Below are 20103 nucleotides of genomic sequence, written 5' to 3'. Positions count from 1 at the left end.
GGTCTCATTCCGAACCCGGAAGCTAAGCCCTCCAGCGCCGATGGTACTGCACTCGGGAGGGTGTGGGAGAGTAGGACGCCGCCGGACTCAACGTACGCGAAAGCCCGCCCCGAGAATATCGGGGCGGGCTTTCGTGCATTTCCAGGCTTTCCAACGCGCAGGCTAGCTTTCCTCCGCCTTGCCCAGCCGCCAGTAGCCCATGAAGGCCACCGACCGTCGGTCGACGCCGCAATCCGCCACCAGGTGCCGGCGCAGCGTCTTGATCACCGCGGCCTCGCCGGCGAGCCAGGCATAGAACTGGCTCACGTCGGTCACCGGCTCCTCCGGCACCTCCCACAGGGTGTCGTTGTCGACATCGACGTCCTCGAGCTCCTGGGCGTCACGGCCGAACCCCTCGCCCAGCAGCCGCCGGGTCGCGGCGCGCATCGCCGGGATGAACCGCTCGCCGTGGGCGGCGCCGTCGCGGGTCAGCCACGTCACCCGTACGCCATCGGGCTTTTTCAGATCCAGCTCGTCGCCGGCGGCCGGCACCTCGAGCAGCGCCTCACCCACGGCGTCGGCCGGCAGGCAGGCCAGGATCGAGGAGATCGCCGGCACCGCCGTCTCGTCGCCGCCGAGCAGGATGCACGCGGTCTGCGCGGGCGGGTGGAAGTCGATGCCACCGTGCACGCCGTCGTGGTCGGCGTTCGGCCCCATCAGGCACGCCGTCGACCCGGGCGCCGCGTCGGCCGCCCATCGCGAGGCGGGCCCGTGCACGCCGTGCAGCACCATGTCGACGTCCACCTCACGCAGCTCCGGCCGGACCGCGCGCACGGTGTAGGTGCGGATCGGGTTGCGCCGCTCGTCGGGCAGGTCGCGCCATTCCGTGTACCAGTCCGCGCCGGTCGGCAGATGGTCGTGGCCGCAGTCGGGCAGCGGCGGGATCAGCTTGATGCGCTGGTCGAAGCCGTTGTCGGCGAACCGGTCGAGGTCGTCGCCGGTGAACGTGACGCGCAGGAAACTCGGACTCAGCCGTTGCACCTCGCGGACGGTCGTGTGAAAGATCCGCCACGGCAGGATCACAGTCTGGGTCACCCGAGCCCTCCCTCAGCTCCGTAGGTATGGCTAACCTAACCTACGGCGTGGCGCCGGGCGAATAGTGGGTCAGGAATTGCAGCAGAGGCCGCAGCTCCGCCGGAATGTCCGGATCGCTCACCGTTCCGTGCCACCGCTCGCCGCCACGCTCCACCGTCAGCTCGTAATGCATGAGGTCGGCGCCGTGCGAGCGCGCCGCCGGCCTGTCGAGGCGCGACAAATCGGTCTTGGCTACCAGCTGGACAAACCTGACCGCGTCGGCCGGCGACATCGTCGCCGAATCCGCAAGCACTCGCGAAGTCAGCCCGGCAAACCCACCAGATCTCCGTAATTCCGCACGAACATGCTCCATCGAGACGCCTCACATTCCATCAAGATGACGCGTACGCCTCGAGAATGCCCCCTCGCGTCACCACGCGGCCTGGTTGCACGGTCACCCCAGGCGCCGCGACCGCCGGGCTGACCCGTCGTGGTTCACACCAGCGGCGGCTTGGGCGTCTCGGCCAGCCAGTCCGCCACGGCGTGCCGGAAGTCCTCCTCGACCGGCAGCGACGGCTCCCGCAACGCCCGCTCCCAGGCCAGCGCCTTGGACACCCGCGTGACCCGGCACGCCAGCGAGACCGAGCGCCGCAGCTCCGCCGGCGATGCCAGATCCGTCCACACCTCCAGATAGGCGTCCCGCAGCCGGCGGATCTCCGGCGCCCCGGCCTCGATCCCCAGCACGTAACCGGCGAACCCGAGCGCCACCAGCAGTGACCCGAACGGGTGCGCCACGCTGGAGTCACCCCAGTCGAAGAACCGGAACCCGCCGCCCACCGTACGGAAGACGTTGGCGTCGGTCAGATCGTCGTGCTGGAGGCCGGCCGGGATCCCGTCGGCGGCGAGCTCGGCGCACCACTCGCGGAAGACCGGTGCGACCTCCTCGACCGCGGCTCGCCGGTCCGTGCCCAGGTCGTTGCGCACGCCGGGATCGGCCAGGAGCTCGGCCAGGCGCTCGGGGAGCCGGGCCGGCCGGTGATCGGGCACGCCGAGCGCGACCAGGTCGTCGGCGCGTTCCGCCACCGCGCGCTGCAGTGTCGCGTACGCGCGCAGCATCTCGGCCCAGACCGTGAGCAACTCGTCCGGCGCGATCTCCTCCCGGAGCGTCTTTCCGGCGTCCGCGGTGAGCATCCACCCGCGCTCGGCGTCGACGGCCAGCGGAACGAGCACCGCATCGGGCTGCCACTTCGCGAGCGCTTCGGCCAGGGCGGCCTCATAGGCACAGGCGGGCGTGTTCGCCTTGAACCAGACCGGCCCGAGCGCGGTGGGCGCCTGGTGGGTGACCGACCATGGGCGTACGCGAATTTCTTGAATGGGGCCCTGGACGGGCATGCCGAGGCCGGCCAGCCGGGTCGTGATCCACCCATGGGCGTCCGATTGCCATCGCGGGTCGTGCCAGGCGTTAGCTTTCATCGACCGCCACGATAGGCCTCACCCGGCGACGAGACGCAGGGCCGTCGGTCGTTGCGCCGCGATGGCGTCCTCGGTCGCCCCGTCCGCGGGCAGGTGGATCACGAGATGCAGCCCGTCGTCGGCCGGAAGCTCCAGCGTCTCGAACGCCATTCTCAGCTCACCGGCCCCGGGATGGTTCCACCGCTGGATCCCGTGCGCCTTGGCCAGTCCCGGGATCTCACGGGTCCGCCGCTCGAACGCTTCGCCCGCCGTGACCGTGAGCTCGTCGGCGAGGGCCGCGAGATGCCGGTCGGCCCGGAACGGCCCCTGCTTGAGCTCGGCCACCCGCTCGTCGGCGGTCAGCTCCCAGTCGGGAAAGGTGGTCCGGGCTCGCCGATCGGTGAACACGTACCGGTTGAGGTTGGGCGGATCTCCGTCGAGGATCCCCGCCGGCCCGGCGAGCCACTCGAACCCGCTGGTCCACGCGAGCAGATCGCCGAGCTGGTTGGCCACGACGGCCGCCGACGGATCGAGCCGCATGAGGATGGCGCGCACCGGGTCGCGTACCTCCCGGGCGGGCGGCGCGTCGCCGCGGCAGGTGAAGCCCGGATCGAGCCCCTTGCTCAGCCGATACAGATGCACCCGCTCGCTGGCGCTGAGCCGCAGTGCTCCCGCCAATGCCGCCAGCACGGCCGCCGATGGGTGGCGGTCCTTGCCCTGCTCGAGGCGGGTCACATACTCGACGCTCACCCCGGCGATGGCCGCCACCTCGGTCCGCCGGAGCCCGGGCGTCCGCCTGCGGGCGCCGGCGGGCAGCCCCAGCTCGGCCGGACCGATGGTCTCGCGGCGGCTACGAAGAAACAGGCCCAGCTCGTTGTCCACACTCCGACGGTAGCCTTCCCGGCGCAGCAGCCACGCGGGCACCGGGAGGCGGCGGTCAGAGAGCGCGGACGCGGTTGTTGCGGGCGTCGTGAGTCAGCTCGGCCAGGCCGAGCTCCTCCAGCAGCGGCGGCAGATACATGCCGAACCGGCCGCGGTATCCCTTGCGCAGGCCGTACCAGCCGCCGACCGGGTTGTCCGGCGAGCGGCCCCACGCCTCGACCGTGCCGTCGCCCGCGGGCTTGTTCTCGTCGGCGGCGCCGAGGGGCACCCAGTCGCCCTGTTCCCGGAGCCATGCGTGCAGGTCCTCGATCGCCCGCAGCCGGTAGGTCAGCCTCGTCGAGCCGACCTGGCAGATCAGGGCGGGCGGGTCGCCGGCCTCGTCGCGGTGAATGGTGTACTCCGACGACCCGGGTGGCGTCCGCAACACCCAGGGATCTTCCTTGGTTCCCGCCGCCATGAGCCAGCCTTCCTCTCCGCCGCCGACAATCCTGACTTTAGGCACGTCGGCGCGCTGCCGGGCCCCGGCCGGCGCAATTGGCGCCGGCCGGCCACGAGATGCCGCGCGCGGATGGCGGCGCGAGGTGGGTGGCGGCGCGAGGTGGCGGAACGCCCGAAGCGAGCCATTGCGGATGATCGCGATCGATGTTTCCTGGCGATTTCGCGGAGACTGTGGACAGGCGATTGGCGGCCATCTATCGTGGGCGATGCCGCGACAATCGAAGCGCTTCGACGAATGCTGTAGGCACCAACCTGCTCCCGCGCGCAACGCGCTGAGCAGGCATTTCGCCGTGACTGTAAATAGATCCTTCGATGAGGAGAATCGCCCATGCGAAGGCGTTTCCTGCCGGTTCTGGCGGCCGCTCTGCTGCTGGCCCCGGCCATTCCGGGCGCCGCGCACGCGGACCCCGCCTATCCGTTCCGTGATCCACATCTGTCGTTGCAGACCCGCGTCGACGACCTGGTCGGGCGGCTCACGCTGGACGAGAAGATCTCGCTGCTGCACCAGTACCAGCCGGCCATCCCGCGGCTGGGCATCAACCTCTTCAAGGCCGGCACCGAAGCCCTGCACGGCGTCGCCTGGTCCAACGACATCGACAACGGCGGCGCGGTCGTGCAGGCCGACGGCACGTCGTTCGCCCAGCCCGTCGGCCTGGCCAGCACCTGGGACACCGACCTCATCGAGCGCGTCGGCTCGGCCGTCGGCGACGAGGCGCGCGGCTTCAACGCCAAGAACCCCCGCGTCTTCGGCCTCAACCTCTGGGCGCCAGTCGTCAATCTGCTCCGCGACCCCCGCTGGGGCCGCAACGAGGAGGGCTACTCCGAGGACCCGCTGCTCACCGGCGCGATCTCCACCGCGTACGGCGACGGCCTGCAGGGCGGCGACCCCAACCATCTCAAGGCCGCACCCACTCTCAAGCACTACCTGGCCTACAACAACGAGGCCGGCCGTGACGTGACCTCGTCGAACGTGCCGCCGCGGGTGCTCAACGAGTACGACCGCGAGGCGTTCAAGGCCGCCCTCACCGCGAACGCGGCCACCGGCGTCATGGCCTCCTACAACCTCGTCAACGGCCGTCCGGCCACGGTCGACCCGGACCTCGCGACGATCGAGCGCGGCTGGAGCAAGTACCCGCTCTTCAACGTCTCGGACGCGTACGCCCCGTACAACCTGACCGGCTCGCAGAAGTACTACGCGACGCAGGCCGAGGCGAACGCGGCGGTGATCAAGGCGGGCCTCAACGCGTTCACGGTGGACGACGCGAACGGCACGCCGACCGTCACCGCGATCAAGCAGGCCCTCGCCCAGGGGCTGCTCACCGAGCACGACATCGACGTGGCCGCCGGGCAGGCGCTGAGCATCCGCTTCCGGCTCGGCGAGTTCGACCCGGGCGGCGGCAAGTACGGCAAGATCGGGCCCGAGGTCATCAACAGCCCCGCCAATCAGAAGCTGTCGCGGGAGACCGCCGACGCGGCGATGGTGCTGCTGAAGAACGAGAACAACGCGCTGCCGCTCAAGCCGGGCGGCAAGGTCGCGGTGGTCGGGCCTCTGGCCGACACCCTTTACAGCGACTGGTACGGCGGGAAGCTGCCATACCAGGTGACGGCCGTCGACGGGATCAAGGAGCGCGCAAAGGAAGTCGTGAGCTCGACGGGCTCCGACCGTATCGCGCTCAAGGACGTCGCGACGGGCAAGTACATCACCGCGACCGGAACGACGGACGCCGACGCCGTCGCCGTGACGGCCGACAGCGCCACCACGGCCGCGCAGTTCGACGCCGACGACTGGGGCCAGGACGTGCTGACCCTCAAGAACGTGTCGAACGGCAAATACCTCGGCTACAACTGGGGGCCGTTCATCACCCGCGACGATCAGCCCAACGGCTGGTTCGTGCAGCAGCAGTTCAAGCTCGAACCGCAGGCCGACGGCACGGTCGCGATCCGGTACGCGGGCTACGAGACCTCGGAGAGCTGGTTCGGGGCGAACAAGTACATCACCGTGGGCGCGGACGGCAAGCTCGCGCTGGGCTCGCCGGACGCCGCGGGCGCCGCGAAGTTCGGCAAGGAGGTGCTGCGCAGCGGGATCGACGAGGCGGTCGCGGCCGCGAAGACCGCGGACACCGCCGTACTCGTCGTCGGCTCGCAGCCCTTCATCAACGGACGCGAGGCGCACGACCGCACCACGATGGCGCTGGGCGCCGGCCAGGAGGCCCTGGTCAAGGCGGTCCGGGCGGTCAACCCGCACACGATCGTCGTGCTCCAGACCAGTTACCCCGACACGATCACCTGGGAGCAGCAGCACGTCCCGGGCATCGTGTGGACCACCCACGCGGGCGCCGAGACCGGCCACGCGATCGCCGACGTGCTCTACGGCGATTACAACCCGGCCGGCCGGCTGACGCAGACCTGGTACGCCAGCGACAGCCAGCTGCCGGCGGACCTGCTCAACTACGACATCATCTCGTCGGATCAGACCTACCTGTACAGCAAGCAGGCCCCGCTCTACCCGTTCGGGTACGGCCTGTCGTACACGTCCTTCAAGTACGGCAAGCCGGCCGTCGGCAACGGCAAGGTCACCGTCACCGTGACCAACACCGGCAGGCGCGACGGCGACGAGGTGGTGCAGCTCTACACGCACCAGCGCACCTCGCGGGACAAGACGGCCGTCAAGCAGCTGCGGTCCTTCGACCGGGTGCACCTCAAGGCCGGTCAGACGAAGACCGTGTCGCTGAAGCTGACCGCCGGCGACCTCAAGCGCTGGGACGTCACGCGCAGCAGGTGGGTGGTCGAGTCGTCCGTCTACGACGTCCTGGTCGGCGCCTCGTCGTCGGACATCCGGCAGCGCGCCACCTGGAACGTTCGCGGCGAGACCATCCCGGCGCGCGATCTCTCGCGGGTGACGAGGGCGGAGAACTTCGACGCGTACGCCCCGGCGGTCAAGCTGGTCGACGAGTCGAAGGCCACCGGCACGGCGGTCGGATCGTCGGCGGCCGGGGACTGGATCGTCTTCAAGGACGCGGATCTGCGCAACGGCCGCACGTTCACGGCGAGCACCGCCGCGCTGGGCGCGACCACCATCGAGGTACGCCTCGACTCGCCCACGGGCAAGCTGATCGGCACCGCGCCGGTGGCCGCGACGGGTGACATCTACCAGTACGCCACCGCAACGGCGAACCTGGCGAAGGCGAGCGGACATCACGACGTCTACCTCGTCTTCGGCGGCGCGCTGCGCGTGTCCACATTCTCCATTCGGTGAGAGGGGAACCCGCCCGCCGGCCTGGTCAGCCGGCGGGCGGGTCACCGACAGCCCCGCACTCCTGAGAGGCTCGCATGAGGATCCCCCGCATTCTGCTCGCACTGGTTCTGACGCTGACCGGCCTGGCCGTGCTCGGCGGGCCGTCGGCCGCGGCGCCGAAGCACCGGGTCACGTACGACCGATATTCGCTCCTGGTCGACGGCCACCGCTTCCTCCTTCAGTCGGCGGAATTTCACTACTTTCGTCTGCCGTCGCCGGACCTCTGGCGAGACATCCTGGAAAAGGAAAAGGCCGCCGGCTTCAACGCCATCTCGGTCTACTTCTCGTGGGCGTTCCACTCGCCCGCACCGGGCAAGTACGACTTCACCGGCGTCCGCGACGTCGACCGTCTCCTGAGGACAGCTGAGGAGGTGGGTCTGTATGTGGTGGCGCGACCGGGCCCGTACATCAATGCCGAGACCAGCGGCGGCGGCTTCCCCGCCTGGCTCAAGACGGTGCCGGGGCGGGCGCGCAGCAGCGACGCGGGTTACACGGCCGCGTACCACGAATGGCTCGCGCACATCAATCCGATCCTCGCGCGCCACCAGGTCACCCGCGGCGGCTCGGTGCTGCTCTACAACGTCGAGAACGAGTACGCGGTGAACACCGACGCCGTGTACATGCAGGACCTGCAGGACACCGCCCGCGCCGACGGCATCGACGTGCCGATCACGACGAACAACTGCTGCGACGCCGGATCGTGGTCGTCCACCTGGGGATCCGGGCTCGGCGCCGTGCAGATCCCGGGCGTCGACGACTACCCGCAGTCCTTCGAGTGCCAGAACGCCGGCACGGTCTGGGGGCCGTGGGGCGCGGGCGTCACCGAGAAGGTGCGCGACGACGCCCCGGTCTTCGCGGCGGAATACCAGGCCGGCGCGATCGACCTGAACAACGCCGGCTACGAGGCCTGCCGCGACCTGACCGGCGTGCCGTACACCAAGTTCTTCCAGAAGGGGAACATGGTGCTCAGCGGCGCCACCGCGTTCAGCTACTACATGGGGTTCGGCGGCACCAACTGGGGCTGGCTCGGGCAGCCCAACGACGTGTACACGTCCTACGACTACGGCGCGGCCATCACCGAGGCCCGCCAGCTGACCGCGAAGTACGACGAGTACAAGCGTCAGGGCTACTTCCTGCAGGCCGTCCCGCCGCTGGCGAAGACCGATCCCTCGACCGCGCCGGCGGTCACGGGCCTCGAGACCGCCGCGCGGACGAACCCCGACACCGGGACCCAGTTCCTGTTGCTGCGCAACGGATCCACGACGGCGACGACGTCCACGCTCGACTGGAACGGCTACTCGATGCCGGTCACGCTGCCGGGGCACGACGCCAAGGTGCTCGTCGGCGGCTTCGACCTCGGCGGGCAGCGGCTCGTGGCGTCCACATCGGAGCTCTACACGTCGGCGTTCATCGACCGCGACATCGCGATCTTCTACGGCGCCGAGGGCACTGCGGGCACCACGGTGCTGCGCTACGCGAGCGAGCCGAAGGTCAAGGTCCTCGAGGGTACGGTCACGTCGTCCTACGCCGGCGGCGACCTGCGGCTCGACTACACCCACCACGGGCTGGCCCGGGTGCTGATCAGCGGCGGGGGACACCGCCCGCTGCTGCTCCTGATCGGCACCGACGACACCGCGGCCTCGTTCTGGCGTGCCGGCACGGCGGCCGGTCCGGTGCTGGTGCGCGGCACCGAGCTGGTGCGGTCGGCGTCCGCCGGCCACGGCACGGTCGACCTGCGGGCCGACACCAGTGAGGCCGGGCCGGTCGAGGTATTCGCGAACGCGCGACAACTGACCGTCAACGGCAAGCCCGTACCCACCCGTACGGGAAGAAGCAGCTCTCTCGAAGGCAGCCTGCCCGGTCCCCGCGGGGTGGCATTGCCGGCCCTGGCCGGCTGGAAGCAGCAGGCCGAGGCGCCCGAGGCGAAACCCGCCTTCGACGACTCGCGATGGACGGTGGCCGACAAGACCACCAGCCTCAGCACCCTCGCGCCGCTCACCCTGCCGGTGCTGTTCAGCGACGAGTACGGCTACCACGCCGGCAGCGTCTGGTACCGCGGCCGCTTCACCGGCACGGGCGCCGAGACGACCGTGAAGCTCAACGCCATCACCGGCAAGCGCGGCGACTACCTGGTCTGGCTCAACGGCCGCTACCTGGGCAGCGCGCCCGGCGGCGTGCAGGCCGACTCGGACGCCCCGGCCAACCCGAACCCGGGACCGGGGGAGTTCACGATCCCGGCCGGCCTGGTGAAACCGGGCGAAACGGCGGTGCTCTCCGTCCTCGTGCAGAACATGGGCAACAACGACGACTGGACGGCCGAGGACAGCCGCTTCCGCCAGCCTCGCGGCCTGGTCGGCGCGGCGATACCGGGCATTTCCGAGGTCACCTGGCGGATCCAGGGGCAGGCCCGCGTCGATCCGGTGCGGGGCGGCCTCAACAACGGCGGCCTCTACGGCGAGCGCTTCGGGTGGAGTCTGCCCGGCTACGACGACCGCGGGTGGCACGCCGCTGCGAAGGCCGTGGGCGCCGGCGTGACCTGGCTGCGCGACGACTTCACGGTCGATCTGCCGAAGAACCAGGACACCTCGGTCGCCTTGCGCTTCGGCGGCGCGATCCCGTCCGGCCACCGGGTGATCATCTATCTCAACGGCTGGAATCTCGGCCAGTACGGCGCGGCGATCGGCCCGCAGACCGACTTCGTCCTGCCCGCCGGCCTGCTCCGGCAGAACGGCAGGAACACCCTGGCCCTGGCGGTCATCGCCGGGCAGCCGTCGACCGTGACGACCCCTCATCTGGTCGTCGTGGGATCACAGCGCGGAGGTGTGCCGGTACGCGACGTCGCCCGCTTGATCAATTAGGCAGTTAGGATTCCTGGCGAGGGGCGCATCATGGAACGCGATCGGGTCACGTGGGGAGGGCCGATGCCGACGATCAACGACGTAGCCCGGGCAGCCGGGGTGTCGCCGAGCACGGTGTCGTACGTGCTGAGCGGCCGTCGTCCGATCTCGGCGCAGACCCGGGCCCGGGTCCAGGCGGCCATCGCCGAGCTCGGCTTCCACCCGCACGCCGGCGCCCGGGCGCTCGCGAGCAGCAAGACCAACGTGGTGGCGCTCGTGGTGCCGCTGCGGGTGGACGTCAACGTGCCGGTCATCATGCAGTTCGCCACGGCCGTGGTCACCGCGGCCCGCTCGCACAACCACGACGTGCTGCTGCTGACCAAGGACGAGGGCACCACCGGCCTCGAGCGGGTGGCGCACTCGACGATGGTCGACGCGCTGATCGTCATGGATGTCGAGAAGCACGACGTGCGCATCCCGGCGCTGCGGCGGCTCAAGCAGCCGTCGGTGCTGATCGGGCTGCCCGACGACCCGGCCGGCATCGTCTGCGTCGACCTCGACTTCGCGGCCGCCGCGAAGGAGACGCTGCGCCACCTGGCGTGGCACGGTCACCGCCGGATAGCGCTGGTCGGGCCGTCGCCGTCGGTCTACCGCCGCGGCACCAGCTACGCCGACCGGTTCCTGGCCGGCTTCATCGAGGCGTCGGCCGAGCTGGGGCTGCAGACGATGACCCACCCGTGCGAGCCGGCCCAGGACGGGGTGCGCACCTGCCTGGCCGACATCGACGCCGAGCTCGAGGGCGTCACCGCGCTGGTGGTGCACAACGAGGAGGCCCTGCGCCCGCTGCTCGATCAGCTGCGGGCCGCGGGGCGCCGCGTGCCGGAGGACATCTCGGTGGTGGCGGTCTGCCCCCGCGACGTCGCGCTGGCGATGCCGATCCCGCTGACGTCGGTCGACATACCGTCGCACGACGTGGGCGGGCTGGCTGTCGAGACCGTGATGAAACTGCTCGACGGGCGGCACACCGAATCCGTACGGCTGCTGCCTCCGACCCTCGTCGAGCGGGACAGCTGCACGGCGCCTCACCGGGTCTGAAAAGCCGCGAAACGTCCGTTTCACGACTAAACTCGATCAAGGCGATGGTCTACGCCAATCGGCCCCTGTGCGGGGCCGGAAGAAGCCGGTGCCGCCGGGATCCGATCGTTGCGAAATCTCTTCGTCACACCGTTGACATGTGTGCGCGGCGAACCCTAACGTCACCGGAAAGTCCCGCGTCGAAGCGCTTCGACGACCAACTGTCGAAGCGCTTCGACGAACCCACCCCGGAGGACGGCATGTTCAGAAAACGAGCCGGCGCTGCTGCCGGTGCATTCTTGCTGGCGACGTCTCTCGCGCTGACCGCGTGCAGCGGTTCCGGCTCGGACGACGACAGTGGCAGCGAAGCGAAGACCCTCACCCTGTGGCACTACGAGGGCCCGACCAGCGCCATGGGCGTCGCCTGGAACAAGGCGATCGAGCTCTTCAAGGCCTCGCACCCGGGCGTCACGGTGAAGTTCGAGGAGAAGTCCTTCGAGCAGATCCAGCAGAACGCGCAGATGATCCTCAACTCGGACAGCGCGCCCGACATCCTCGAGTACAACAAGGGCAACGCGACCGCCGGCCTGCTGTCCAAGCAGGGCCTGCTGACCGACCTGAGCGACGAGGTCACCAAGCGCGGCTGGGACAAGAAGCTGAGCACCAGCCTGCAGACCACCGCCAGGTACGACGACGACGGCATCATGGGCTCGGGCAAGTGGTTCGGCATCCCGAACTACGGCGAATACGTCATGGTCTATTACAACCAGGACATGTTCAAGAAGTACAACCTGCAGGTGCCGACCACCCTCGACGAGTTCACCAAGGTGATGGACGCGTTCAAGGCCAAGGGCGTCACCCCGCTGAGCGTCGGCGGCGCCGAGTACCCGGCCCAGCAGATCTTCTACGAGCTCGCGCTGTCGAAGGCCGACCGCTCCTGGGTGGACGACTACCAGCTCTACAAGAACAAGGTCGACTTCCACGACGCGCAGCTGACCTACGGCGCCCAGACCTTCTCGGACTGGGTCAGCAAGGGCTACATCGCCAAGAACTCGGCCGGCATCAAGGCCGAGGACATGGGCGTGGCCTGGGAGCAGGGCAAGTTCCCGATCCTGGTCTCGGGCAGCTGGTGGTACGGCCGGTTCGCCAGCGAGATCAAGAACTTCCAGTGGGGCACGTTCCTCTTCCCGGGCAACAAGCTGCACCCGGGCTCGAGCGGCAACCTCTGGGTGGTCCCCGAGAAGAGCAAGGCCAAGAGCCTCGCGTACGACTTCATCGACATCACCATGCAGCCCGAGGTGCAGAACCTGCTCGGCAACAACGGCGGTGTCCCGGTGGCGGCCGATGCGGCGTCGATCACCGATGCCAAGAACAAGGAACTGATCGACAACTTCAACAAGATCTCCTCCGAGGACGGTCTGGCCTTCTACCCGGACTGGCCGGCGCCCGGCTACTACGACGTGCTCGTGTCCGGCACCCAGGGCCTGATCAACGGCTCGAAGACCCCCACGGCGTTCCTCGACGAGATCGCCAAGCCGTACAACGAGAATCTCGCCGACCTCGGCAAGTGACGCCCCGCGGGCGGCTTCGCGGCCGCCCGCGGCACCTCAGGCAGCAGAGCTGCGCGTCACGGTGAGCAGAGCAAAGGCAACGGAAGAAGGGACGTAACCCTATGGCCGGCAAGAGGGCGAGCCGGGGCGGCGGTTACGCGGTCTATCTGATCCCGGGCGTCATCGCGTCCCTGGCGATCATCGTGGTTCCGTTGATCATGACGGTCTACACCAGCTTCACCAAGTGGAACGGTGTCGGCGACCAGAAGTGGATCGGCTTCGACAACTACACGAGGCTCTTCCACGACACGCTGTTCTGGCAGTCGTTCGGGCACATCATCCTGCTGATCCTGGCCATGGCGGTGGTGCCGACCCTGGCCGGCCTGGTGCTGGCGGCGCTGCTGTTCGACTACATCGCCAAGAGATTCAATGACCGGTGGGCCTCGGTGTTCCGGTCGGGCTTCTACATCCCCCAGGTCATTCCCGTCGCCGTCACCGGCATCGTGTGGGGCTGGATCCTGCACCCGGACTACGGCGCGCTCAACAAGATCCTCGACTCGATCGGGCTGCACGGCCTGGCCAAGAACTGGCTCGGCGACCCGGACTACGCGCTGTACAGCGTCATGGCGATCATGATCTGGTTCCAGCTCGGCTATCCGATCGTGATGTTCATGTCCGGCCTGCAACGGATCGACCCCTCGCTGTACGAGGCCGCGGACCTGGACGGCGCCACCTGGTGGCAGCGCTTCCGCAAGATCACGATCTACATGATCCGGCCGGAGTTCTACGTCGTCCTGATCACGACCACGATCGCGGCCCTCAAGATCTTCGGGCAGATCTTCGTGCTCACCCGGGGCGGCCCGAGCAACGCGACGCTGGTGCCGTCGTACTTCGCGTACAAGAACTTCTTCGAGAAAGCCCAGGTCGGGTACGGGTCGGCGATCTCGACGGTACTCACCGTGATCATCATTGTGCTGGCCATCGTGTTCCTGCGGCTGCAGAACCGGGCCGAGAAGGCGGGGGCCTGACATGACCGTGACAACTGCCCCCGCGCCCGTGACGAACGCCGACGAGCCCGCCAAAGCCGCGAAACGGCGCAACCCCGCCCGCTTCGCGATCCTCTTCGGCCTGCTGGTGCTGCTCCTGCTCGTGATCGCGCCGCTGCTCGTCGTCGCGCTCAACGCGTTCAAGAGCCCGAGCGACTACGCCAGCAACGGCCCGCTGTCGCTGCCCGGCCACCTCTACTGGGACGGCATCGTCAACTTCTGGAACCGGGTGAACTTCGGCCAGAAGCTCTGGAACAGCTTCATCTCCAGCATCATCGTGGCGACGCTGGGCGTGCTGCTGAGCATCCTCAACGCGTACGCCCTCGGCATCGGCCGGGTGAAGGGCCGGGTCTGGTTCCTGGTCTTCTTCCTGGTGGCGAACCTGTTGCCGCAGGAGGTGCTGGTCTACCCGCTGTACTACCTGTCGAAGCAGGTCGGGCTCTACGACAACCTCATCTCGATCATCATCATCTTCACGGTCGTCCAGAGCGCGTTCGGGACCTATCTCTTGACGAGTGTCTACACCGAGTTCCCGACCGAGCTGCTGGAGGCCGCCGCCATCGACGGCGCCGGCAAGTGGCGGAGTCTCTGGCGCGTCGTGGTCCCGGTCAGCCGGCCCACCCTCGGCGTGCTGTTCACGTTCTTCTTCATCTGGACGTGGAACGAGTTCTTCCTGCCGCTGGTCTTCCTGATCTCGAACGACAACCAGACCGTGCCGGTCGCGCTCGGTGTCCTGCAGGGCGACCGCCTCATGGACGCCACCACGACCAGCGCCTCGGCCCTGATCGGCATCCTGCCGGCCATGTTGTTCTTCCTGATCTTCCAGCGCACGCTTACCCGCGGCATCGCCGCCGGCGCCATCAAGTAAAGGACCGACATGAAGTTCACCGACGGCTTCTGGCTCAAGCGTGCCGGGCTCACCGTGCTGCATCCAGCACAGCTGCACGACACCGAGAACGACGGCGCGACGCTGACCGCGTACGCGGCCGCCAAGAAGGTCAACAGCCGCAGCGACACCCTCGACGCGCCGATCATCACGATCCGCGCGGAAGCGCCGGCGCCGGACGTCATCCGCGTGACGATCGGGCATTTCCTGGGTGGCGTCCCCAAAGGTCCAAATTTCGCGCTGAACAGCGAAGATCACCCGGTGTCGATCTCCGAGAACGAGATCACCTCGGGCTCGCTGACGGCGCGGTTCAGAGCCTCCCAGGCGGCTTCGCCGCAAAACCCGGGCGAGGTGAAGGGCGGGGAATGGGGCCTCGACTTCATCGCGGACGGCAAGCGGTTGACCGGAAGCGGCTGGAAGGGCATGGGCATCGTCGATACCGGGGACGGTGCTCACTACGTACACGAGCAATTGGATCTTGGTGTCGGCGAAGCCGTCTACGGTCTCGGCGAGCGGTTCGGTCCGTTCGTGAAGAACGGCCAGAGCATCGACATCTGGAACGAGGACGGCGGCACCAGCAGCGAGCAGGCCTACAAGAACGTCCCGTTCTACTTCACCAACCACGGGTACGGCGTCCTCGTCGACAATCCGGGACGGGTGAGCTTCGAGGTCGCCAGCGAGATGGTGTCCCGCACGCAGTTCAGCGTGGCCGGGCAGACGCTGTCCTACGTGGTGATCTACGGGCCCACGCCGGCCGACATCCTGCGCAAGTACACCGCGCTCACCGGCCGGGCCGCCCTGCCGCCGGCCTGGTCGTTCGGGCTGTGGCTGAGCACCTCGTTCACCACTCCCTACGACGAGGAGACGGTCACCCAGTTCGTCGACGGGATGGCGTCGCGCGACCTGCCGCTGAGCGTCTTCCACTTCGACACCTTCTGGATGCGCGAGTTCCACTGGTGCGACTTCGAGTGGGACCCGCGGATCTTCCCGGACCCGCCGGGCATGCTCAAGCGGCTGCACGACCGCGGTCTGCGGACGTGTCTGTGGATCAACCCCTACATCGCCCAGCGTTCGTCGATGTTTGCCGAAGGCCTGGAGAACGGCTATCTCGTGCGTCTCGAGAACGGCGACGTCTGGCAATGGGACCGCTGGCAGGCCGGGATGGCGCTGGTCGACTTCACCAATCCCGCCGCGCGTGAGTGGTATGCCGGAAAACTGCGGGCGTTGGTCGACATGGGGGTCGACGCGTTCAAGTCGGACTTCGGCGAGCGGATCCCCACCGAGGTCGTCTGGCACGACGGCTCCGACCCGGAGCGGATGCACAACTACTACACCCAGCTCTACAACCAGGTCGTCTTCGACGTGCTGCGGGAGGCCCGCGGCGAGGGGGAGGCGGTGCTGTTCGCGCGGTCGGCGACGGTCGGCGGTCAGCAGTTCCCGGTTCACTGGGGCGGGGACAACTCCGCCACGTACGAATCGATGGCGGAAAGCCTGCGCGGCGGGCTCTCGCTGATGTCGAGCGGCTTCGGCTTCTGGAGCCACGACATCGGCGGCTTCGAGGGGCGGCCCGACCCGGCCGTCTTCAAGCGGTGGATCGCGTTCGGGCTGCTCTCCTCGCACAGCCGGCTGCACGGCAACCACTCGTACCGGGTGCCGTGGCTGTTCGACGAGGAGTCGGTCGAGGTGCTGCGCAAGTTCACGCACCTCAAGTACTCGCTCATGCCGTACCTGTTCGAGGCTGCCCGCCAGGCGCACGAGGACGGGCTGCCGGTCATGCGGCCGATGGTCGTCGGATTCCCCGAGGACCCGGCCGTCACCCACCTCGACCGGCAGTACCTCCTCGGCTCTGACCTGCTCGTCGCCCCGGTGTTCAGCGAGGCCGGCGACGTCACCTACTACGTGCCGGCCGGACGGTGGACGCGGTTCGAGACCGGCGAGGTCGTCGAGGGGCCGGGCTGGGTCGCCGAGACGCACGGGTTCGACAGCGCGCCCCTGCTGGTGCGGCCCGGCGCCGTGCTGCCGGTCGGCAGCCGGACCGACCGGCCCGACTACGACTACCGCGACGGGATCACGCTGCGGCTGTTCGAGCCGTTGACGCGTACGTCGGTGCGCGTGGGCGAAACCACGTTCACCGTGACCCGCGAGGGGGACTCCGTGCGGGTCGCCCGGGACGGCGCCGCCCTGCCGTGGCGGGTCGAGATCGTCGGCGGGGCGTCGGCGGACATGCCGGCCGCGGAGTCGTCGGCGACGCTTGATATCTGATATTTGATAGGCGTTGCGGGTGGTCCTGCGTGCAGGATCACCCTCGGCGCGTTGCGGGATCGAAATAAGATCGCACGATGGGGCCGACGCTGGACCTTTTCGTTCCCGGTGTCGTCTACCTCGACATCGTCTTCACCGGGCTGCGCGACATGCCGCGCCCCGGCACCGAGGTGTGGGCGACCGGGATGGGCTCCTGCCCCGGCGGGGTGGCCAATCTGGCGGTCGCCGCCGCCCGTCTCGGGCTGCGCACCGGATTGGGCACCTCCCTGAGCACCGACGCCTACGGGGACTTCTGCGCGTCGATCCTCTGTGGCCAGGAGGGCATCGATCTGTCGGCCTCGACGCGGACAAATGGGCATTCGCCGGTCACGGTGTCGCTCGCACACTCCCGCGATCGCAGCATGGTCACCCACGGGCATCCGCCGCCGCTCAACGCGTCCGGGCTGGTGGGGGAGCTGCCGAGGGCGCGCGCGGCCTCGGTGAGCCTCACCAAGGACCGACAGGGCTGGGTACGCGAGGCGCGGTCCTCCGGAACGCTGGTCTTCGCCGACGTGGGCTGGGACGACACCGACGAATGGCCGTCCGAGGCCCTCGCCATGCTCGACGACTGCTACGCCTTCCTGCCGAACTCGGTGGAGGCCATGCGCTACACCCGGGCAGCGTCTCCCGAGGAGGCGGCGCGGCGGCTCGCCGGTCTCGTACCGGTGGTGGTCGTGACCTGCGGCTCGGAGGGGGCGATCGCGATCGACTCGGCGACCGGGGAACTGGTGCACGTGCCGGCGGTGCCGGTGGAGGCCCTCGACCCGACCGGCGCCGGGGATGTCTTCATGGCGGGCTTCATCCTGGGGACATTGAACGGGTGGCCGCTGGCGCAGCGGCTGGCCTTCGCCAATCTCATCGCGTCGCTGTCGGTTCAGCATTTCGGCGGGTCGCTGTCGGCGCCGGGCTGGGGCGACATCGCGGACTGGTGGCGGGCCTCAGCCGATCCGCGGTACGCGTTCCTCGACGATGTGATCCCGGGCGGGGAACGGCGCGGGGTCCGGCGCGCGACCGCGACAATCGCCCGGCTCTCGGACGCGCACGCCCATGACTGAGGGGCGGCGGCTCACCATTCTCGGTGGGGGCGGATTCCGGGTGCCGCTGGTCTACGGGGCGCTTCTCGGGAACGACAGCCCGATCGACTCGGTCGTTCTCTACGACGTTTCCACCGCGCGGCTCGCCGCCATTTCCCGGGTGCTGCAAGCCCAGGCGGCAACCGTTTCGCACGCGCCGCACATCGCGGTGACGACGGATCTGACGGTAGCGCTCACCGGGGCGGACTTCGTGTTCAGCGCCATCCGGGTGCACGGGCTCGCGGGGCGGGTCATCGACGAGCGGGTGGCGCTCGGCGAGGGCGTTCTCGGGCAGGAGACGGTGGGGGCCGGCGGGATCGCGTACGGATTGCGGACATTGCCGGTCGCGGAGGCGATCGCCCGCCGCATCGCCCTCGTCGCGCCCGGGGCGTGGGTCATCAACTTCACCAACCCGGCCGGGCTGGTCACCGAGGCCATGGCCGCCCACCTCGGGGAACGCGTCATCGGGATCTGCGACTCGCCCTCGGCCCTCGGGCGGCGGGTCATGCGGGCGCTGGGCGTGCCGTCCGCGCGGCTCGAGTATGCGGGGCTCAATCATCTGGGCTGGCTCGCGGGCGTACGCGTCGATGGGGAAAACCTGCTGCCGCGCCTGATGGATTCCGACGAGGCGCTCGTGTCCTTCGAGGAAGGGCGCCTTTTCGGAGCGGCGCGGCTGCGCTCGCTCGCCGCCGTGCCCAACGAGTATCTGCGCTATTACTACGACACCGACGATCTGGTACGGGCGGAGCTCGGCGCCACGGAAACGCGCGGGGAGTTCCTGCTCCGGCAGCAGGACGAGTGCTACGCGCTGCTCTCGTCGCCGGCCGCCGACCCGTTGGAATCGTGGACCGCGGCGCTGCGGCAGCGCGACGCCACCTATATGGCCCTCGAAGGCCTGGGGGAGCGGGACGACGCCGAGGGCGGGGGATATGAGGCCGTCGCGCTCGCCCTGATGATGGCGATCGCCTCGAACGCGCCCACGGATCTGATTCTCAACGTGCGCAATCGCGGGACCCTCGACATTCTCGACGACGACGCGGTGGTCGAGGTGCCGTGCCGGGTCGACGGTTCGGGGGCGCATCCGTATCCCGGCGCCACGATTCCCGCGCACGGGGTCGCCCTGGTGAGGCGCATCAAATCGATCGAGCGCGCGGTGCTGGAGGCGGCGGGCTCGGGGTCGCGGGCGGTCGCGGTGCGCGCGATGGCCTGCCACCCGCTGATCGACTCGGTCCCGGTGGCGCGGCGCCTGATCGCGGAGTACCAGCGGCAGTTGCCCGAGCTCGCCTACCTGCGCTGATCCCCGGTCTCGGTGCGTGACGCGGCCCGTCCCCGACGGCGGAAGGCGGCCGCGCGGGACCGGTTCTGGCAGGTCAGGCAGCAGAAGCGGCGGCGGTCGGCAGCAACGCCCTGTCGTACTTCGTTCTCTACGGCACCCAGCTGGCGATCGCCCAGTACCTCCAGCTGTACCTGGGCCTGTCCCCGCTGCGCGCCGGGCTGTGGACGCTTCCGTCGGTGATCGCCTACCTGCTCGCGTCGTTCGCCGGGCCGGCCCTGACCCGCTTCCTGCCGCCGGGCCGCGTGGTTGCCGCGGGCCTGGCCACGATGGCGCTCGGCTTCGCGGTGCTGGCCCTCGGCGGCCTCGCCGCGGTGGTCACGGGAATGGTTCTCTTCTCGATCGGGCTGGCTCCCGCCTACATCCTCAGCACCGAGCTGGTGGTGTCGACGGTCCGGCCGTCGCGGGCAGGAATGGCGGCGGCGGTGGCCGAGACGGGGTGCGAGCTGGGCGGGGCGCTGGGCATCGCGCTGCTCGGCTCGCTGGTGGTGGCGACGTATCGGCACGGCATGGCGGCCGATGCGTCGCCCGCCGGTGACGCCCTGCCCGCCGGTGACGCCCTGCCCGCCGACGCCACCCTGCCCGCCGACGGCACCCTCGCCGACGCCGTGTCCTCGGCGGCGGCGTTGCCGGGACGCGCGGCCCAGGAACTGCTGCAGCATGCGCACGCCGCCTACGGCTCGGCCTTCACGGTGATGGCGCTGACCGCTGCCGTGCTGGCCGCCGTGGCGGCGGTCATGGCCACGAAGGTTCTGCGCGCCGGCGTCGTGCCCGCCGAGCCCTCGCCTGAGGCGCCCGCCTTGTCGGCGCCGGCCGCAGCAGC

General features: G+C 69.3%; 14 protein-coding genes, 1 rRNA gene and 1 pseudogene. 11 read left to right on the top strand and 5 right to left on the bottom strand.

Going from position 1 to position 20103, the window contains the following annotated elements; genetic code table 11:
* Positions 1-87 (top strand): 5S ribosomal RNA (gene rrf, locus ACIA5D_RS47580); the annotation flags it as partial.
* Between the two features lie 75 nt (positions 88-162).
* On the opposite strand, the gene ACIA5D_RS47575 is transcribed toward rrf, so the two are convergent.
* The 5 genes from ACIA5D_RS47575 to ACIA5D_RS47555 form a co-directional block, all read right to left on the bottom strand.
* Entirely contained in the window at positions 163-1074 is a 912-nt protein-coding gene (locus ACIA5D_RS47575) for a siderophore-interacting protein (protein WP_396037323.1), read from the bottom strand.
* Between the two features lie 40 nt (positions 1075-1114).
* Positions 1115-1426 carry a protealysin inhibitor emfourin gene (locus ACIA5D_RS47570; RefSeq protein ID WP_396037322.1) on the bottom strand — a complete coding sequence of 104 codons (312 nt, stop codon included), beginning with the start codon at positions 1424-1426 and terminating at the stop codon, positions 1115-1117.
* A 122-nt stretch (positions 1427-1548) separates the two neighbouring features.
* Entirely contained in the window at positions 1549-2526 is a 978-nt protein-coding gene (locus ACIA5D_RS47565) for a phosphotransferase (RefSeq protein WP_396037321.1), read from the bottom strand.
* Positions 2527-2544: 18 nt separating this feature from the next.
* Positions 2545-3387 carry a helix-turn-helix domain-containing protein gene (locus ACIA5D_RS47560; RefSeq protein ID WP_396037320.1) on the bottom strand — a complete coding sequence of 281 codons (843 nt, stop codon included), beginning with the start codon at positions 3385-3387 and terminating at the stop codon, positions 2545-2547.
* A gap of 55 nt (positions 3388-3442) precedes the next feature.
* Complete coding sequence (locus ACIA5D_RS47555) at positions 3443-3844, bottom strand: DUF6855 family protein (RefSeq protein WP_396037319.1); 402 nt, start codon at positions 3842-3844, stop codon at positions 3443-3445.
* 369 nt (positions 3845-4213) lie between these two features.
* On the opposite strand from ACIA5D_RS47555, the gene ACIA5D_RS47550 reads away from it, so the two are divergent.
* The 10 genes and pseudogenes from ACIA5D_RS47550 to ACIA5D_RS47505 all read left to right on the top strand — a co-directional run.
* A complete protein-coding gene (locus ACIA5D_RS47550; protein WP_396037318.1) occupies positions 4214-7141 on the top strand; it encodes a glycoside hydrolase family 3 C-terminal domain-containing protein in 2928 nt (975 codons plus the stop codon).
* A 74-nt stretch (positions 7142-7215) separates the two neighbouring features.
* Positions 7216-10038 (top strand): beta-galactosidase, encoded by a 2823-nt coding sequence (locus ACIA5D_RS47545; RefSeq protein WP_396037316.1) that lies wholly within the window; start codon positions 7216-7218, stop codon positions 10036-10038.
* Positions 10039-10101: 63 nt separating this feature from the next.
* Complete coding sequence (locus ACIA5D_RS47540) at positions 10102-11112, top strand: LacI family DNA-binding transcriptional regulator (RefSeq protein ID WP_396037327.1); 1011 nt, start codon at positions 10102-10104, stop codon at positions 11110-11112.
* A gap of 239 nt (positions 11113-11351) precedes the next feature.
* On the top strand, positions 11352-12662 hold the full coding sequence (locus ACIA5D_RS47535; RefSeq protein WP_396037315.1) for an ABC transporter substrate-binding protein: 1311 nt from the start codon (positions 11352-11354) through the stop codon (positions 12660-12662).
* 101 nt (positions 12663-12763) lie between these two features.
* Complete coding sequence (locus tag ACIA5D_RS47530) at positions 12764-13669, top strand: carbohydrate ABC transporter permease (protein ID WP_396037314.1); 906 nt, start codon at positions 12764-12766, stop codon at positions 13667-13669.
* Position 13670: 1 nt separating this feature from the next.
* Positions 13671-14555, top strand: coding sequence for a carbohydrate ABC transporter permease (locus tag ACIA5D_RS47525; protein WP_396037313.1), 885 nt, complete (start codon positions 13671-13673; stop codon positions 14553-14555).
* 9 nt (positions 14556-14564) lie between these two features.
* Positions 14565-16835, top strand: coding sequence for an alpha-xylosidase (yicI, locus tag ACIA5D_RS47520; RefSeq protein WP_396037312.1), 2271 nt, complete (start codon positions 14565-14567; stop codon positions 16833-16835).
* Between the two features lie 77 nt (positions 16836-16912).
* Positions 16913-17929 (top strand): carbohydrate kinase family protein, encoded by a 1017-nt coding sequence (locus tag ACIA5D_RS47515; protein ID WP_396037311.1) that lies wholly within the window; start codon positions 16913-16915, stop codon positions 17927-17929.
* Positions 17922-19244 (top strand): 6-phospho-beta-glucosidase, encoded by a 1323-nt coding sequence (locus ACIA5D_RS47510; RefSeq protein WP_396037310.1) that lies wholly within the window; start codon positions 17922-17924, stop codon positions 19242-19244. Before ACIA5D_RS47515 ends, ACIA5D_RS47510 begins: the two co-directional genes overlap by 8 nt.
* A 215-nt stretch (positions 19245-19459) precedes the next feature.
* Positions 19460-20103, top strand: a pseudogene (locus tag ACIA5D_RS47505) (MFS transporter); the annotation flags it as partial.

The organism is Actinoplanes sp. NPDC051513, from assembly GCF_044454685.1.
GTDB lineage: Bacteria > Actinomycetota > Actinomycetes > Mycobacteriales > Micromonosporaceae > Actinoplanes.
This window is presented reverse-complemented; position numbering and strand designations above follow the sequence as displayed.

Bases quoted from the DNA above. Each gene is read 5' to 3' on its own strand.
- ACIA5D_RS47525 (WP_396037313.1), top strand. From the start codon at position 13,671: ATGACCGTGACAACTGCCCCCGCGCCCGTGACGAACGCCGACGAGCCC.
- ACIA5D_RS47570 (WP_396037322.1), bottom strand. From the start codon at position 1,426: ATGGAGCATGTTCGTGCGGAATTACGGAGATCTGGTGGGTTTGCCGGG.
- ACIA5D_RS47535 (WP_396037315.1), top strand. From the start codon at position 11,352: ATGTTCAGAAAACGAGCCGGCGCTGCTGCCGGTGCATTCTTGCTGGCG.
- ACIA5D_RS47510 (WP_396037310.1), top strand. From the start codon at position 17,922: ATGACTGAGGGGCGGCGGCTCACCATTCTCGGTGGGGGCGGATTCCGG.
- ACIA5D_RS47545 (WP_396037316.1), top strand. From the start codon at position 7,216: ATGAGGATCCCCCGCATTCTGCTCGCACTGGTTCTGACGCTGACCGGC.
- ACIA5D_RS47530 (WP_396037314.1), top strand. From the start codon at position 12,764: ATGGCCGGCAAGAGGGCGAGCCGGGGCGGCGGTTACGCGGTCTATCTG.
- ACIA5D_RS47515 (WP_396037311.1), top strand. From the start codon at position 16,913: ATGGGGCCGACGCTGGACCTTTTCGTTCCCGGTGTCGTCTACCTCGAC.
- ACIA5D_RS47540 (WP_396037327.1), top strand. From the start codon at position 10,102: ATGCCGACGATCAACGACGTAGCCCGGGCAGCCGGGGTGTCGCCGAGC.
- ACIA5D_RS47555 (WP_396037319.1), bottom strand. From the start codon at position 3,844: ATGGCGGCGGGAACCAAGGAAGATCCCTGGGTGTTGCGGACGCCACCC.
- ACIA5D_RS47565 (WP_396037321.1), bottom strand. From the start codon at position 2,526: ATGAAAGCTAACGCCTGGCACGACCCGCGATGGCAATCGGACGCCCAT.
- ACIA5D_RS47550 (WP_396037318.1), top strand. From the start codon at position 4,214: ATGCGAAGGCGTTTCCTGCCGGTTCTGGCGGCCGCTCTGCTGCTGGCC.
- yicI (WP_396037312.1), top strand. From the start codon at position 14,565: ATGAAGTTCACCGACGGCTTCTGGCTCAAGCGTGCCGGGCTCACCGTG.